The sequence below is a fragment of the Streptomyces netropsis genome, assembly GCF_014203545.1.
Classification (GTDB): Bacteria; Actinomycetota; Actinomycetes; order Streptomycetales; family Streptomycetaceae; genus Streptomyces; species Streptomyces netropsis.
In genome coordinates this window covers 345,143-361,468 of sequence record NZ_JACHJG010000005.1, presented here as the reverse complement: position 1 = coordinate 361,468, position 16,326 = coordinate 345,143, and the positions used below count along the sequence as shown (strand labels likewise).

General features: G+C 73.2%; 11 protein-coding genes. 3 read left to right on the top strand and 8 right to left on the bottom strand.

Going from position 1 to position 16,326, the window contains the following annotated elements; all coding sequences use genetic code 11:
* Nucleotides 1-175 precede the first annotated feature (175 nt).
* A complete protein-coding gene (locus FHS38_RS15130) occupies nt 176-1,024 on the top strand; it encodes an EamA family transporter (RefSeq protein ID WP_184734042.1) in 849 nt (282 codons plus the stop codon).
* Nucleotides 1,025-1,061: 37 nt separating this feature from the next.
* On the opposite strand, the gene FHS38_RS15125 is transcribed toward FHS38_RS15130, so the two are convergent.
* The 5 genes from FHS38_RS15125 to FHS38_RS15105 all read right to left on the bottom strand — a co-directional run bounded on the left by FHS38_RS15125 (nt 1,062) and on the right by FHS38_RS15105 (nt 5,925).
* On the bottom strand, nt 1,062-1,847 hold the full coding sequence (locus tag FHS38_RS15125; protein ID WP_184734041.1) for an SDR family NAD(P)-dependent oxidoreductase: 786 nt from the start codon (nt 1,845-1,847) through the stop codon (nt 1,062-1,064).
* A 63-nt stretch (nt 1,848-1,910) separates the two neighbouring features.
* Complete coding sequence (locus FHS38_RS15120) at nt 1,911-3,110, bottom strand: serine hydrolase domain-containing protein (RefSeq protein ID WP_184734040.1); 1,200 nt, start codon at nt 3,108-3,110, stop codon at nt 1,911-1,913.
* A gap of 196 nt (nt 3,111-3,306) precedes the next feature.
* Complete coding sequence (locus tag FHS38_RS15115; protein WP_184734039.1) at nt 3,307-4,062, bottom strand: energy-coupling factor ABC transporter ATP-binding protein; 756 nt, start codon at nt 4,060-4,062, stop codon at nt 3,307-3,309.
* Complete coding sequence (gene cbiQ, locus FHS38_RS15110) at nt 4,059-4,823, bottom strand: cobalt ECF transporter T component CbiQ (protein WP_184734038.1); 765 nt, start codon at nt 4,821-4,823, stop codon at nt 4,059-4,061. Before cbiQ ends, FHS38_RS15115 begins: the two co-directional genes overlap by 4 nt.
* 1 nt (nt 4,824) lies before the next feature.
* Entirely contained in the window at nt 4,825-5,925 is a 1,101-nt protein-coding gene (locus FHS38_RS15105; protein ID WP_184734037.1) for an energy-coupling factor ABC transporter permease, read from the bottom strand.
* A 267-nt stretch (nt 5,926-6,192) separates the two neighbouring features.
* Here FHS38_RS15105 and FHS38_RS15100 point away from each other — a divergent pair, with 267 nt between their 5' ends.
* Nucleotides 6,193-8,232 carry an MDR family MFS transporter gene (locus FHS38_RS15100; RefSeq protein ID WP_184734036.1) on the top strand — a complete coding sequence of 680 codons (2,040 nt, stop codon included), beginning with the start codon at nt 6,193-6,195 and terminating at the stop codon, nt 8,230-8,232.
* Between the two features lie 146 nt (nt 8,233-8,378).
* On the opposite strand, the gene FHS38_RS15095 is transcribed toward FHS38_RS15100, so the two are convergent.
* From FHS38_RS15095 to FHS38_RS15085, 3 genes are all read right to left on the bottom strand, one after another.
* Nucleotides 8,379-9,575 (bottom strand): MarP family serine protease, encoded by a 1,197-nt coding sequence (locus FHS38_RS15095; RefSeq protein ID WP_184734035.1) that lies wholly within the window; start codon nt 9,573-9,575, stop codon nt 8,379-8,381.
* A gap of 320 nt (nt 9,576-9,895) precedes the next feature.
* Nucleotides 9,896-12,136, bottom strand: a complete 2,241-nt coding sequence (locus FHS38_RS15090) for an MMPL family transporter (protein ID WP_184734034.1) — start codon at nt 12,134-12,136, stop codon at nt 9,896-9,898.
* Between the two features lie 101 nt (nt 12,137-12,237).
* The gene (locus FHS38_RS15085; protein WP_184734033.1) at nt 12,238-12,837 is read right to left on the bottom strand and encodes a TetR/AcrR family transcriptional regulator; all 600 of its coding nucleotides are present in this window, start codon (nt 12,835-12,837) and stop codon (nt 12,238-12,240) included.
* An 87-nt stretch (nt 12,838-12,924) separates the two neighbouring features.
* Here FHS38_RS15085 and FHS38_RS15080 point away from each other — a divergent pair, with 87 nt between their 5' ends.
* Nucleotides 12,925-16,272: a S41 family peptidase gene (locus FHS38_RS15080; RefSeq protein ID WP_184734032.1), complete on the top strand. Its 3,348-nt coding sequence runs from the start codon at nt 12,925-12,927 to the stop codon at nt 16,270-16,272.
* Nucleotides 16,273-16,326: the final 54 nt, after the last annotated feature.

The window sequence follows — 16,326 nt, the reverse complement described above, 5'->3', positions numbered from 1 at the left end:
GGTCCGGCCGGCGGCTCGGCTCAGCCACAAGCAGCCCGCTGGGGGCACCTCCCAGCGGTAGCTGGGGGGAGATTGAGGACACCGCCGCGCAGCGGTGGTGCACCGGACGCTAGCGTCCAGGCATGCGCACCGCAGCCCCCACCCGTCCCCCGCGCCTCTCCCGTGAGAGCGGCGCATGACCCCCCTGATAGCCGCGGCGGTCCTCACCGCCGCGGTCACGCACGCCGGTTGGAACGCCCTGGCGGCCGGCACGAAGGACAAGCTGGTCGCCTTCACGCTCGTGGGCAGCGGCGGTTCGCTCTGCGGGCTGGCGATGCTGCCGTTCGTGGAGACGCCCGCCGCCGGGGCCTGGCCGTATCTGATCGCCTCCGTCGTGGTGCACGTCGTCTACCAGGCCCTGCTCATGCGGTCGTTCACGCTCGGCGACTTCGGCCAGATGTACCCGATCGCGCGCGGCACCGCCCCGCTGGTGGTCACCGTCCTCGCGGCGGTCTTCGCCGCGGAACTCCCCGGCGCCCCGCAGCTGGCCGGGGTCGCGGTGGCCTCGGCCGGGCTGGTCGGCCTCGCGCTGTGGGGCATCCGGGGCAGCGGCGCCCCGCCGCACTGGGCCGCGATCACCGCGGCGGTCGCGACGGGCCTGGCCATCGCCTCGTACACGGTCATCGACGGCCTGGGCGCCCGCGCCTCCGGCACGTCCCTGGGCTTCATCGCCTGGCTGATGGTCGTCGAAGGGCTGCCGATCCCCCTCTACGCGCTGGCCACCCGGCGCGGCCGCCTCCTCGCCGAAGTGCGCCCCGAGGCCGTGCGCGGCCTGATCGGCGGGGTGCTGTCCTTCTTCGCGTACGGGCTCGTGGTGTGGGCCCAGACCCGGGCGGCGCTCGCCCCGGTCGCGGCACTGCGGGAGTCGTCGATCATCGTGGGCGCGGCCATCGGGGCGGTGTTCTTCAAGGAGCGGTTCGGTACGCCGCGCATCGCCGCCGCGGGGCTGATGGTGGTGGGGATCGGGCTGATGCTGCTCGGCTGAGGGTGAAGGCGGGGGCGGAGGCGAAGGTGAGCCGCCGTCACTCGCCGCGCAGCGCCCCGCGCAGCTCCTGGTTCCCGATCAGGATCCCGCCGTCGACGGGCAGCGTCACCCCCGTGATCCACGACGCGTCGCGCGACGCCAGGAACGCGACGGCGGCCGCGATGTCCTCGGGCCGGCCGACCCGGCCCAGCGGGTAGTGCCCGGCGGCCCGCTCCAACGCCTCCTCCCGGCCCTCCCAGTTGGGGGTGTGGACCGTGCCGGGCGCGACGAGGTTGACGCGCACGCCGCGGGCGGCGCAGTGCCCGGCCAGGGTGCGGGTCAGACTCGCCAGACCGGCCTTGGCGGCGCTGTAGGCGTGGTTGCCGAAGTCCTGTTCGCCGTTGACCGAGCCGATGTTGACGACCGATCCGCGCCCGCCGGCCGCGGCGAGGTGCGGCATGGCGGCCCGTACGCACCGGAAGGCGCCGGTGAGGGTGATGTCGAGGTCCTTGAACCAGGTGTCGTCCGGCTGGTCCTCGACGAGGGGCGCGTCGGGGTGGCAGGACAGGGCGTTGTTGACCAGGACGTCGAGCCGTCCGAAACGCTCCGCCGCGTGGGCCACGGCCGCCTCGACGGCCGTGCGGTCGCCGACGTCGCAGGCGAGCCAGTCGGCGGCGAGGCCGGCCGCCCGCAGCCCCTTGGCCGCCCGCTCGGCCCGCGCGCCGTCGAGGTCGGTGAGGAGCACCCGGGCGCCCTCGTCCGCGAAGCGGCGGGCGGTGGCCTCGCCGATGCCGCGTCCGGCGCCCGTGATCAGTACCGCGTAGCCGTCGAACCGTAGTGCCATGCGGCAAGCGATACCCAGCCGGGGCGGCGGCAAGCACCCCGGAACGGCGGGGCCGCCTGCCCCTCAGCCCGCGAGTGCCTTGCCGACCGCCCGGACGAGCGCCTGGGCGCGCGGGTCGGCGGTGACGTTCTTCTGCATGCCGTTGGTGACGTAGCCGAAGGCGGTGCCCGACTCGGGGTCGGCGAAGGCGAGGGAGCCGCCGCGGCCGGGGTGGCCGAAGGAGCCGGGGGCCAGCAGCGGGCAGGCCGGGCCGTGCAGCATGTAGCCGAGGCCGAAGCGGGTGCCCACCACGAGCACCTTGTCGGGCCCGGCGGACTCCTCCGTGCGGGCCAGGGTGAGGGTCGCGGGCGCGAAGAGCCGCCGTGCTCCGTCGACATCGCCGATCAGCGACGCGTAGAAGCGCGCGAGGGCGTCGGCCGTGGCGATGCCCGCGGAGGCGGGGAGTTCGGCGGCGCGGTAGGCGGGGTCGTTCTCGTCGGCCTGCGGGTCGATCGCGCCGAACGCGCGGCGGGTCAGGGAGCCGGGGTCGCTGTAGGCGTCGGAGACGGACCGCTTGGGGCGCATCCGAAGGCCGGGGGTGGCGGGCTCGGCGGGGGGCGCGATGTCGGCGATCCGGCCGACCCGGGCCCGCTCGGCGTCCGGCAGGCCGATCCACAGGTCCAGGCCGAGCGGCCCGGCTATCTCCTCGGCGACCCAGCGGCCGATGGACCGTCCGGTCACCCGCCGGACCAGCTCGCCGAGCAGCCAGCTGTAGGTCTGCGCGTGGTAGCCGTGGGCGGTGCCGGGCTCCCAGGCGGGCGCCTGCGCGGCGAGGGCGCGGGGGCCGCTGACGCCGTCGATGGCCTCGGCGGGGGTGAGCGGGGTGTCCAGGACGGGCAGCCCGGCGCGGTGCGAGAGCAGATGGCGGACGAGCAGCCGCTCCTTGCCGGCCGCCTTGAACTCGGGCCAGTACGTGCCGACGGGCGCGTCCAGGTCGACCAGCCCGCGCTGGTGCAGCAGCAGCGGCACGGCGGCGGCGACGCCCTTGGTGGCGGAGCGTACGACCTGCGCGGTGTCCGGGGTCCAGGGCTCGGCCGCCGCGTCACCGCAGGCCCCGTCGGAAGGTCCGTCGGCGTTCTTGGCACCGCCCCACAGGTCGACGACCTTGCGCCCGGCGCGGTAGACGACCACGGCGGCGCCACGCTCGCCCCGCCGCGCGAAATTGCCCGCGAAGGCGTCCCGGACCGGTTCAAAACCGTCCGCCACCGTGCCCTGGACGTCCACTGTTGCCTGCTCCCACTGTGCCGATCGCTACAAATCCCTCCACCATGGTGCAACGCGGTCGTCCATGCGCTTGGGCCGGGGGCCCTGAAACGTCATGTCCGGCTGATCCCGGTCAGCGGCTCACCCGCCGTTTCGTCCTCCATCGCCGGACGGGCTGATCGGCCCGTCCGGCGATGGAGGACACGGCACTGAAGCTCTACCGGCCCGGGACCACCACCGACCGGGGGTCGAAGCCGAACGGCAGCTCCAGCCGGTGGGCGCGCATCAGCTCCTCGTCGCAGAGCAGCTCCTGGGTGGTGCCGTCCGCCGTGATGACGCCGTCGCTGAGCACCACCGCGCGGGGGCACAGCTCCAGGGCGTACGGCAGGTCGTGGGTGACCATCAGGACGGTGACGTCCAGGGAGCGCAGGATGTCGGCGAGTTCCCGGCGGGAGGCCGGGTCGAGGTTGGAGGAGGGCTCGTCCAGGACGAGGATCTCGGGCTCCATGGCGAGGACGGTCGCCACCGCCACCCGCCGCCGCTGCCCGAAGGAGAGGTGGTGCGGGGGCCGGTCGGCGAAGGCCTCCATGCCGACCCGGGACAGGGCCTCGGCCACACGCGCGCGCAGCTCCGCGCCGCGCAGCCCGGCCGCCGCCGGACCGAAGGCGACGTCCTCGCGCACGGTCGGCATGAAGAGCTGGTCGTCGGGGTCCTGGAAGACGATGCCCACCCGGCGGCGGATCTCGGCGAGGTGCTTGCGGTCCACCGGCAGTCCCGCCACGCGGACGCTGCCCACGCCGCCGCCGAGGATGCCGTTGAGGTGCAGGACGAGGGTGGTCTTGCCGGCGCCGTTGGGTCCGAGGAGGGCGACGCGCTCTCCTCGTCCGACGGTCAGGTCGACGCCGAAGAGGGCCTGGTGCCCGTCGGGGTAGGCGAAGGCGAGGCCGGAGACCTCGAGGGAAGGAGGGGTCATGTCAGGGTCCGTCCGGTCAGGCAGACCGCGAGCGCGGCCAGCGGCAGCGCGGCGGCGTACGTCCACTGGGCACGCGTCGCCCGCACGTCGTCGATCACGGGCATGGTGCCGGTGTAGCCGCGGCTGAGCATCGCCAGGTGGACGCGCTCCCCCCGCTCGTAGGAGCGGATGAACAGCGCCCCCGCGGTCTTGGCCAGCACCCCCCAGTGGCGGACGCCGCGCGCGGTGAAGCCGCGGGATTCGCGGGCGACGCGCATGCGCCGCATCTCGTCGGTGATGACGTCCCCGTAGCGGATCATGAAGGACGCGATCTGGACGAGCAGCGGGGGCAGCCGCAGCCGCTGGAGGCCGAGCAGCAGGTCGCGCAGCTCGGTCGTGGCGGCGAGCAGCACGGAGGCGGCGACGCCGAGGGTGCCCTTGGCGAGGATGTTCCAGGCGCCCCACAGGCCGGACTCGCTGAGCGAGAGGCCCAGCACCCGCACCTGTTCCCCCTCGGCCACGAAGGGCATGAGCACGGCGAAGGCCACGAACGGCACCTCGATCAGCAGCCGCCGGAGCAGGAAACCCGGGCGCACCCGGGCCGTCGCGGCGACGGCGGCGAGCAGTGCCGCGTACGCGCCGAAGGCCCACAGTGCCTCGCGGGGGGTCGCGACGACGACCAGGACGAAGCAGAGAACGGCCGTGATCTTGCAGTGCGGGGGCAGCCGGTGCACGGGCGAGTGCCCGCGCACGTAGAGCTGGTGGCTGTGACCGGCGCCCATGTCAGGCGGTCTCGGCCGCGGCCGCCGCGGCCCGGTCGCGGCGGCGGCGGACCACCACCCAGGTGACGCCGGTGCCGACGAGGAGGGTCGCGCCGACGCCGATGACGCCGGCGAGGCCGCCGGAGATCCGGCCGTCGGTGATGTCCGCGACCTGGTAATCGGCGAGCGGGGAGTCCTTGGCGGCGTGCTCCTCGGTCTTGCTGTCGATGCCCTTGTCGTGGGCGACCTTCTCCAGGCCGTCGGGGCTGGCCGAGGCGTAGTAGCTGCCGACGCCGGCGAGCGCGAGGGCGGTGAGCAGGCCGGCGAGCGCGAAGCGGCGCGTGGAGCGGGCGGGCTCGGGGGTGCCGGGCGCCGGGGCGGCATCGGGCGCCGGGGCGGCGTCGGTCCCGGGTCGCAGGGGCGAGGTGCGCAGTTGGAGCGGCGCGGTGAGCCCCCGGGCGCCGTACACGAGGTCGGGCCGTACGGCGAGGACGGCGCCGACGGTCAGCGCGGTGATCGCCGCTTCGCCGATGCCGATCAGGACGTGCACGCCGGTCATCGCGGCGAAGACCTTGCCGATCGGCACGTCGGTGGTGCCGCCGAGGGCGTAGAGCAGGGTGAACGCGCAGGCAGCGGCCGGTACGGACACGAGCGCGGCCACGAAGGAGGCGGCGGTGACGGAGGAGCGCCGGCGGGGCAGCACCCCCAGCAGCAGCCGGAACAGTCCGTACGCGACGAGCGTCGTGACCACCGCCATGTCGGTGATGTTGACGCCGAGGGCGGTGAGGCCGCCGTCCGCGAAGAGCACGGCCTGCATCAGCAGCACCACGGATATGCAGAGCACTCCCGTGAACGGGCCGACGAGGATCGCGGCGAGCGCGCCGCCCAGCAGATGGCCGCTGGTGCCCGCCGCGACGGGGAAGTTCAGCATCTGGACGGCGAAGACGAAGGCCGCGACCAGTCCGGCGAGCGGCGCGGTGCGCTCTCCGCCGAGGCCGTCGGCGGGGGCGGTGCCGCCGAGTTCGCGCCGGGCGCCGCGCAGGCTGACCGCGACGGCCGCGGCGGCGACGGCGCCGGTCGCCAGGGACACGGGGGCGTCGATGAATCCGTCGGGTACGTGCATGCGGGGCTCCGCTCTGCTGGATCGTGCGGTCGGGTCGTCGGGGCCGTCGGGACATCGGGCATCGGACCGGGCGGCCCGGTCCGGGCCCGGTTCGTTCAGCCGTGAGCCACGCTGAAGTCGTCCGATGATAGGGGCCCTCTGCGAATACCTCGCAAGAGCGTGCGCACCGCTTCTGCACGCCCCTCGCCCGTCCGGGCCCTCCCCCGCAGCAGCAAAGGTGGCGAGAGCGGACATCTCCCCAAATGCTGAGGTCGGGAGGTACGTCACATGACCACGGCCACCGCACCAGCGGCGGAGGTACCCGCGGCCCCGCCCGCGCTCGGCCGCCGCCGGACGAATCTCGTCTTCGTCACGATCGTGCTCGGCATGCTGCTCGCCGCCCTCGACCAGACCATCGTCTCCACCGCGCTGCCGACGATCGTGGCGGATCTGGGCGGCGGCGGGCACATGGCGTGGGTGGTGACCGCCTACCTGCTGGCCGAGACGGTCTCGACGGTGCTGGTCGGCAAGTTCGGCGACCTCTTCGGACGGAAGATCGTCTTCCAGCTGAGTGCGGTGGTCTTCACGGGCGGTTCGGTCTTCGCGGGCGCCGCCGACTCCATGCCCATGCTGATCGCCGCCCGCGCCGTCCAGGGCGTCGGCGGCGGCGGGCTGATGGTCACCGCCATGGCACTGATCGCGGACGTCATCCCGCTGCGCGAGCGCGGCAAGTACCAGGGTGCCCTCGGCGCCGTCTTCGGCGTGACCACGGTCGTCGGCCCGACCCTCGGCGGGATCTTCACCGACCAGGCCACCTGGCGCTGGTGCTTCTACGTCAACGTGCCGGTGGCGATCGTCATGGTGATCATGGCGGCCCGGACGATCCCCGTCGTCCGCTCGGCGGTACGGCCGGTCATCGACTACGCGGGCATCGCCCTGGTGGCGCTCGGCGCCTCCGGCCTGGTCCTCGGCCTGGAGTGGGGCGGCAACGAGTACGCGTGGGGCTCGCCCGTCATCATCGGTCTCTTCCTGGGCGCGATCGCGCTGCTGGTCGCGTTCGTCCTGGTGGAGCGTCGGGCGAAGGAACCGACGCTCCCCATGCATCTCTTCCGCAACCCCGTCTTCACCATCTGCTCGGTGCTCAGCTTCATCGTGGGCTTCGCGATGCTCGGGGCGCTCACGTATCTGCCGACCTATCTCCAGTACGTGGACGGGGTGTCGGCCACCATGTCGGGCGTACGGGCCCTGCCGATGGTCGCGGGGCTGCTGGGCGCCTCCCTGCTCTCCGGCATCGTCATCAGCCGCACCGGCCGCTATCGCGTGTTCCCCATCGTCGGCATGGCCGTGATGGCCCTCGGCCTGTATCTGATGTCGACGATGGGCGCGACGACGGGCTCGTGGCTCGAGTCGCTCTACATGTTCGTGCTCGGCGCCGGCATCGGGCTGGCCATGCAGGTGCTGACGATCGCCGTGCAGAACACGGTGCCGTACCACGAACTGGGCACGGCGACCTCGGGCGTGACGTTCTTCCGCACGCTCGGCAGCGCCTTCGGCACGGCCATCTTCGGCACGCTCTACACCAAGCAGCTCCGGCCCAATCTGGAGGACGCGCTCATCCGCACCCCGGGAATCCCGCCGTCGGCGGTGCAGAGCCCGCAGGACCTCGCCCGGCTCTCCCCGGAACAGGCACGGCCCGTCATCGACGCCTACGCGGAGACGATCAACTACGTCTTCCTGTGGGTCGTGCCGGTCGCACTGGTCGGTTTCCTGGTGGCGTGGTTCCTCAAGGAGGTGCCGCTGCGCGACAGTGCCCGGGCCGGGGCGTCCGACATGGGCGAGGCCTTCGCGGCGCCGTCCTCGGCCGAGGCGGACCAGCAGTTGGAACGCGCGGTGGCGAGCGTCATGAGCCACGCCAAGGGCCGCCCGGTCAGCCGGGAGATCCTCGCGGAGTCCGGCAGTCCGCTCGGCCCCGCCGACGCGTGGACGCTGGGCCAGATCCACTGGCGCCACCGCATCCTGGGCGGGGCGTCCCTCAGCGCGGTGGCCGCCGCCCACCGGATGCCCCCGGAGGTCCTCGAACCGGCCTTCACCCGCACGGCCGAGGCGGGTTACGCCCGTCTGGACGGCGACCGGCTGTCCCTGACCCCGGCGGGCGAGGCGGAGATCGAACGCCTGAGCGCGGCCTGGCGCCACTGGCTCGACACCCGCCTGGAGGACTGGGACGTCACCGACCCCGAGGACCGCGCCCGCCTGGACCGCGCGCTGAACAACATGGCGGAACGGCTGCTGGAGGAGGACGAGGAGGAACGGGAACACCTGGCGGTGTAGCGAGGCGGGACTCCGGCAGGGGGCGCACCACCGCTGCGCGGCGGTGTCCTCAATCGCCGGACGGGCTTTCAGCTCGTCCGGCGATTGAGGACACGCCCGCAGGGCGCTCGCCGCCGCAGGCGCCGACCGGGTGGCAGCCGAAGCCACTAAAGCGCCGCGCGGCTCCCCGTGGAGACGGGGGCGGTGGCCGTGGCCGCGCGGGTGGCGGCGGTGGCGACCTGGTCGGCGGTCAGGACGTAGCCCGTCTCGGAGTTCGACGTGGAGCGGGCGAAGACGACGCCGTAGACCTTGCCGGTGGGGGTCAGCAGCGGGCCGCCGGAGTTGCCGGGGCGGACCGTGGAGCGGACGGAGTAGACCGTGCGGGTGGTGACGCCGTCGCCGTAGATGTCCTGGCCCTTGGCGCGGACCTCGTTGGCGACGGTGGCCGCCCGCAGGTCGAGGCCGCCGTTCTCGGGGAAGCCCGCGACGACCGCCGCGTCACCGCGCCCGGCGCCCTTGTCGAAGGCCAGCGCGGGCGCGTCCAGGCCGGGGACGTCGAGGACGGCCACATCGGTCCTCGGGTCGAAGTGGACGACCTTCGCCCGGTACGCCCGCCCCACGCCGCCCACCCGTACGGTCGGGTCGCTCACCCCGGCCACGACGTGCGCGTTGGTCATCACGTGGTGCGCGGCGTAGACGAAGCCGCTGCCCTCCTGGCCGCGCCGCCCGTCGCCGACGTCGGCGACGCCCTCGACCTTGACGACGCTGTCGCGCGCCGCGCGGGTCGCCGAGGCGGTGACCGCGTCACCGGACGGCTTGGCGACGCTGGTCGCTGGCTCGTTCTCGAAGGGGTTGAAGACCTGCGGGAAACCCGCGCCGGCCAGCGCGTCCGTGGTGCGGCTGAACCACGTGGGCGCCTGCTCGGGCATCGACTTCTGTACCGCGCCGAGCAGGGTGGAATCCTTTATCTCCTTGGTCAGCAGCGCGGAGTTCGCCGAGACGAGGACGCTCGCGGCCACCCAGCCGACCAGCAGTACCGCCAGGGAGTTGACGGCCGCTCCGCCGATGCCGTCGACGCCGCGCACGGGCGCCCAGGTCAGCCGGCGGCGCAGCCGCCAGGCGAGCCGCCCGGCCAGCGCGTGCCCGACCGCCGCGGGGAGCAGGACCACCAGGACGGCGACGACGGCCGCGGCCGTCGTCCCGGCATCGAAGGGCTCCAGGGCGTACGGCAGCGCCCAGACGCCGAGCACCGCCCCGCCGAGGAACCCGGCGAGCAGCACGGCGCTCGCGACGAGGCCCCGCCGGTAGCCGGAGACGGCATAACCGACGACGACCAGCAACAGAAGCAGATCGAGCAGGTTCAACGCGGGGAGCCCTTTCCGTCGTACGCGCCCCCCGATCGCGCCCACAGGTGTGGACTGGGGAAAACGCCCGTAGAAGGACCAACGGTTCCCTTTCGTGGCGTACGCCACATGCCGACCCCGGCGAGTGGACCCGATGGGGCGAACCGGAACGATGAACGGCGGCGGCGCTCGGGCCGGGGTACGAAAAGGCCCGGCGGCGGCCTCCTCGGTCATCCGGAGGCCGCCGCCGGGCGGCCCGCGCACGGCCCCCGTCCCCACGGGGTCGGCGCGGTCGCCGGGGCCGCCCGACCCGGTGGGTCGGACGGCCCCGGACGTTCGGGTCAGACGCTGACGGGCTCCCGCTTCGGGTCGGGGTCGGAGTCACGGTCGGTCAGCACGTCCGCGTCGGCGCCGAGCTGCTTCTGCAGGCCCTCGCCCTCGACGTCCACGTTCGGCAGGATCCTGCCGAGCCAGCCGGGCAGCCACCAGGCGGACTTGCCGAGCAGGGCGAGGACGGCGGGCACGATGGCCATGCGGACGATGAACGCGTCGAAGAAGACCGCGACGGCCAGGCCGAAGCCGATCATCTTGACCATCGACTCCGAGGAGCCGATGAAGCCCGCGAAGACGCTGATCATGATCACGGCGGCGGCGCTGACGACCCGGGCGCCGTGCCGGAAGCCGGTCACGATCGCCTGGCCGGGCCGCTCCCCGTGCACGAACGCCTCGCGCATCCGGGTGACGAGGAAGACCTCGTAGTCCATCGCGAGCCCGAACACGACACCCACCATGAAGATCGGCATCATGCTCATGATCGGCCCGGTCTCCTCGACGCCGAACAGACCGCCGAGCCAGCCCCACTGGAAGACCGCGACGACCGCGCCGAGCGCGGCGACCACGGACAGCAGGAAGCCGAGCGCGGCCTTGAGCGGCACGAGCACCGACCGGAAGACGACCATCAGCAGCAGGAAGGCGAGGCCGACGACGAGCCCGAGGTAGGGCAGCAGTGCGTCGTTCAGCTTCTGCGAGACGTCGATGTTCATCGCCGTCTGACCGGTGACCAGCACCCGTGCGTCGGCGTCCGCGGCGGTGGCCGCGCCCTTGTCGCGGATCGCGTGGACCAGTTCCTCGGTCTGCGAGCTGCTCGGCTTCGACTTCGGGATGACCATCACGATGGCCGTGTCACCGGCCTTGTCGAAGCTCGCCGGGGTGACCGGGGCGACGGCGGCGACGTTGTCCAGGCCCGCCACGGTCTTGGCGACGGCCTGCGCGGCGGCCTTGGGGTCGTCGCTGCCGGCCCCGTCGACGACGACCATCAGCGGGCCGTTGATACCGGCGCCGAAGCCCTCGGAGAGCAGGTCGTACGCCTTGCGCTGGGTGGTGGAGGTCGACTGCGCCCCGTCGTCGGGCAGGCCCAGTTCCAGCGAGGCGGCGGGGACGGCGACGGCCCCGAGCCCGAGCACACCGGCCACCAGCACCAGGGCCGGCTTGCGCAGCACGAAGCGGGCCCAGCGGGTGCCCATGTTGGGCTTGTCCTCGTCCTTCGCCGCACCCGGCTCGGCCTTGCGGTCCTTGCGGGCGAGCACCTTGCGGCCCGCGAAGCCCAGCAGCGCGGGGATGAGGGTGAGCGCGATGAGGACGGCGATGGCGACCGTACCGGCGGCGGCCATGCCCATCTTCGTCAGCATCGGGATGTTGACGACGGCGAGTCCGGCCAGGGCGATGACGACCGTGAGACCGGCGAAGACGACCGCCGAGCCGGCGGTGCCGACCGCGCGTCCCGCGGCTTCCTCACGCTCGCGGCCCTCGGCCAGCTCGGCGCGGTAGCGGGAGACGATGAACAGCGCGTAGTCGATGCCGACCGCGAGGCCGATCATCGTGGCGAGCGTCGAGGTGGTGGAGCCCAGGTCCAGCGCGGAGGCCAGGGCGGCGATCGAGGACACGCCGATGCCGACGCCGATGATCGCGGTGAGCAGCGGCATTCCGGCGGCGATCAGCGAGCCGAAGGTGATGACCAGCACGACCGCCGAGACGGCGATGCCGATGATCTCGGAGGCCCCGCCGGCCTCGGGTATCGCCTGGAGGGCGCTACCGCCGGTCTCCACGGTCAGCCCGGCGTCCCGCCCGTGCGTCGCGGCGCCCTTGAGGGTGTCGAGCGAGTCGTCGGTGAGGCTGTTGGCGTCGACCTTGTAGGTGACCGACACATAGGCGGTGGTGGCGTCCTTGCTGACGGCCTGTGCCTGGAAGGGGTTGACGGTCGAGGCCACCTGCGGGCCCGTCAGCTCGCCGACGGCCTTCTCGACCGTGGCCTTGTTCTTCGGGTCGGTGATCTTCTGGCCGTCGGGGGCCTTGAAGACGACGCGGGCGGCGGCGCCGTCCGCGCTCTGGCCCGGGAAGCGCTTCTCCAGCAGGTCGAAGGCGCGCTGCGCCTCGGTGCCCGGGATGGAGAAGCTGGTGCTGCCGGGGCTGGGTGCGGTGGCGGCGCCGACACCGGCGATCGCCAGCAGCGCCACCCATATGAGGGCGACGAGCCGGCGTCGCCGGAAGGCGAGACGGCCCAGTTTGTAAAGGAACGTGGCCACGAGGAGTTGTGCTCCCGTCGGGTCGAGATACGGAACAGGGCGTGGGGTACCAGCCCGACGACGAGAGCGGCGCGTCAGGTGGGTCGGTGGGGGTGTGGGTACTAGAGACCGAGTGCGGGGACGATCACGGCGTCTACGTACGCGGCGAGGAACTCCGCGTCCACCGGCCGGTCCTCGAGCAGCGGCTGGGTGATGAAGGCCCCGAACAGCATGTGCGGGACATAGCGCAGCGCGGGGACGTCCGGGGCGACCTCACCCCGGTCGATCCCGCGTTGCAGCATTGCGTTCAGTGCGGCGATCTCGGGCTCGACCAGCAGTTCACGCAGCGCCCGGAGCAGCTCCGGGTTGGTGTGGGCGGCGTGGCCGAGCCCCCGCATGAGGGCCGTGTCCTTCTCCATCTGAGCCTTGTCGGCACTGCACACCATCGCCTGGAGGTCACCGCGCACACTGCCGGTGTCGATCTCCCCCAGATGCACGGGTTTGCCGTGCCGCAGAGCGCTCGCGACCAGCTCCGGCTTGCCCTTCCACTGGCGGTAGAGGGTGGCCTTGCTGGAGCGCGCACGGGCCGCGACGGCGTCCATGGTCAGGGCGTCGTAGCCGACCTCGCGCAACAGATCGAGCACGGCGTCGTAGAGCTCTCCCGCTCGCTCGGACGTCAGCCGGGTGCGCCGCGCCGGTGGCTTGGGTGATTCCGTCGGCATGCCGCGCCTCCCTTCGGGTCACATTAAACGAAACGGTTTCGTACACCATGAGCGTACGCCGCGGGCGAGCGAAACGGGTTCGTTTCGATGGTGTTCTGCGTCACGAACCGAGTTGCCGCGGGGTGCGGGGCCCGAAACGATGGTCGGGTGAGCGATGCGTATCTGCGGTTCCCCCACCTCCACGGCGATCTGCTCTGTTTCATCGCCGAGGACGATCTCTGGGTGGCTCCGCTGTCGCCCGAGGGGGCGGGCGGCGACACCGGGCGGGCCTGGCGGCTGACCGTCGACCGGACGCGGGCGGGGCATCCGCGCTTCTCGCCCGACGGGCAGCACATCGCGTTCACGAGCTGGCGCAGCCTCGACCCCGAGATCCATCTCGCGCCGGTGGACGGCGGCCCGGCCCGCCGGCTCACCTATTGGGGCAGCAGTGACACCCGGGTCTGCGGCTGGGCGCCCTCCGACCGCGACGGGGGCCATGACGTCCTCGCCGTCTCCTCGCACGGCCAGCCGTTCTCGTACTTCTCCTGGGCCTACCGGCTGCCCACCGACGGCAGCCCGGGCCTGCGGCTGCCGTGGGGCCCGCTGTCCGACATCGCGGTGGGCGAGCTCGACGGGGAGCACCGCACCCTGCTGCTCACGGGGAAGCCGCCGCACGAGCCGGCCTCATGGAAGCGCTACCGGGGCGGGGCGACGGGCCGGTTGTGGCTGCACGGGCAGCGGCTGGTGCCGGATCTGGGCGGGCATCTGGATGCGGCGATGTTCGTCGGCGGCCGGATCGCGTTCCTCTCCGACCACGAGGGCGTCGGCAATCTGTACTCCTGCCTGCCCGACGGCTCCGATCTGCGCCGGCACACCGACCACGCGGACTTCTACGCCCGGCACGCCTCCACCGACGGCTCACGGGTCGTCTACCAGTGCGCGGGTGACCTGTGGCTGGTGGACGACCTGGGCCCGGCGGCCACCCCGCGGAAGCTGGAGGTCCGGCTCGGCGGGCCGCGGGCCGGGCGGCGTACGTACCAGGTGCAGGCCGCGTCGCACGTGGACGCGCTGGCCGTGGACGCGACGGGCCGGGCGAGCGCGGTCAACGTGCGCGGCAGCCTGTACTGGCTCACCCACCGCGACGGCCCGGCCCGCACGATCGCCGACACCGCGGGCGTACGGGTCAGGCTGCCGGAGATGCTGGGGTCGACCGGGCAGGTCGCCTATGTGACGGACGCGGAGGGCGAGGACGCGATCGAGATCGCGCAGCTGCCGCGCGCGACCGGGCCGGCCGAGCCGCGCCGGCTGGCGGCGGGCCTGATCGGGCGGGTGCACGAGACGCTCGGTTCGCCGGACGGCGAGCTGCTGGCGGTCGCCGCGCACGACGGGCGGCTGCTGCTCGTGGACACCTCGCCCGAGGGGGACGGCGAGGTGTCCGAGCTGATCCGGTCCGTCAACGGGCCGGTGCGCGACCTCGCCTTCTCCCCCGACTCGGCGTGGCTGACGTGGTCGCACCCCGGCATCGGCCGTTCCCTGCGACAGATCAAGATCGCCCGGCTGTCGGACCGGATGGTCGTGGACGTCACCAACGGCCGGTTCGAGGACGAGCAGCCGGTGTTCACCCGCGACGGCCGCTATCTCGCCTTCCTCTCCTGGCGCGGCTTCGACCCGGTCTACGACGTGCACACCGGCGATCTGTCGTTCCCGCTGGGCTGCCGCCCCTATCTCGTGCCGCTGTCGTCGGCGACGCCCTCGCCGTTCGCGCTGTCGGCGGAGGGCAGGCCCGCGGCGGGCGGCCTCGACGCGGACGACGGCGGCGGTGACGGCTCGGTGATCGTGGAGGTGGAGGGGCTGGAGAGCCGGGTGACGCAGTTCCCGGTGGCCGCCTCCAAGTACTCGGCGCTGTGCCCGGTCAGCGGCGGCGGTCTGGTGTGGCTGCGCTGGCCGATCTCCGGCGCGCTCGGCGAGACGTTCGCCAACCCGGCCGACACCTCGGGCCGCCCGACGCTGGAACACTTCGACCTGGGCAAGGCCAAGCGCACCGAACTCACCAGCTCCGTCGACTGGTTCTCGGTCAGCGGCGACGGCACCCGGCTGGTGGTCAACGACGAGGGCGAGCTGCGGGCCGTCCCCGCCACGGACGTCGGCGACTCCGACTCGACCGTCTACATCGACATGCGGCGCATCCTGCACGACGTCGACCCGGCGGCCGAGTGGCGGCAGGCGTACGAGGAGGCGGGCCGGATCGTCCGCGCCTACTTCTGGGAACCGGACATGTGCGGGATCGACTGGGACGGGGTGCTGGACCAGTACCGGCCGCTGGTCGAGCGGGTCGCCTCCCCCGACGAATTCGCGGACCTGCTGCGCGAGGTCCTCGGCGAGCTGGGCACCTCGCACGCCTACGTCGCGGCGGCCCGACGCAACGAGGGCCCGCCGCACTACCAGCGCGCGATCGGCCTCCTGGGTGCCAACCTCACGCACCAGAAGGACGGCTCCTGGACCGTGCGGCGCATCCTGCCCGGCGACTCCTCGGACTCCAAGGCCCGTTCGCCGCTGGCCGGTTCGGGCATCCGCGAGGGTGCGGCGCTCACCCACGTCGACGGGCGGCCGGTCGACCCGGTCACCGGCCCGTACCCGCTGCTGGCGGCGGCGGGCGGCACCACGGTGGAGCTGACATTCCGCCCCGCGCCACCGGAGGAGGGGGCGGACGACGCCACGCCCCCGCCCGCCCGCCGGGTGGCCGTCGTGCCGCTGATCGACGAACGCCCGCTGCGCTACCAGGACTGGGTGACCAAGCGCCGCGCGGTCGTCCGGGAGTTGAGCGGCGGCAAGTGCGGGTATCTGCACATCCCCGACATGGGCGGCTCCGGGTGGGCGCAGTTCAACAGGGACCTGCGGATGGAGATGTCGCGCCAGGCACTGATCGTGGACGTCCGGGGCAACGCGGGCGGCAACATCAGCGAGCTGGTCGTGGAGAAGCTGACCCGCACGATCATCGGCTGGGACCTGACGCGCGGCGCCCAGCCGGTGTCGTACGCGAGCAACGCCCCGCGCGGCCCGGTCGTGGCGATCGCCGACGAGATGACGTCCTCCGACGGCGACATGATCACCGCCGCGTTCAAGCTCCAGGGCATCGGACCGGTGGTGGGCCTGCGCACCTGGGGCGGGGTGGTCGGGATGACCGGCCGGCACCGGCTCGGTGACGGCAGCGCGATCACCGTGCCGATGAACGCGGCGTGGTTCGACGCGTACGGCTGGGACGTGGAGAACCGCGGGGTCGAACCCGACATCGAGGTCGACCGCACCCCGCTCGACTGGGCGGAGGGCCGGCACAAGCAGCTGGACGACGCGGTGCGGGTGGCGCTGGATCTGCTGGAGCGCCACGGCTGTTCGAAGCCGCCGGCGGACTACTCGGCGGTCCCGAACCTGCGTCGGCCGAAGCTGCCGCCGCGCTGATCGCCTCGCCGATTCAAGCCGCGCACCGAAAAGGGCATGGGTAAGGGGCGCACC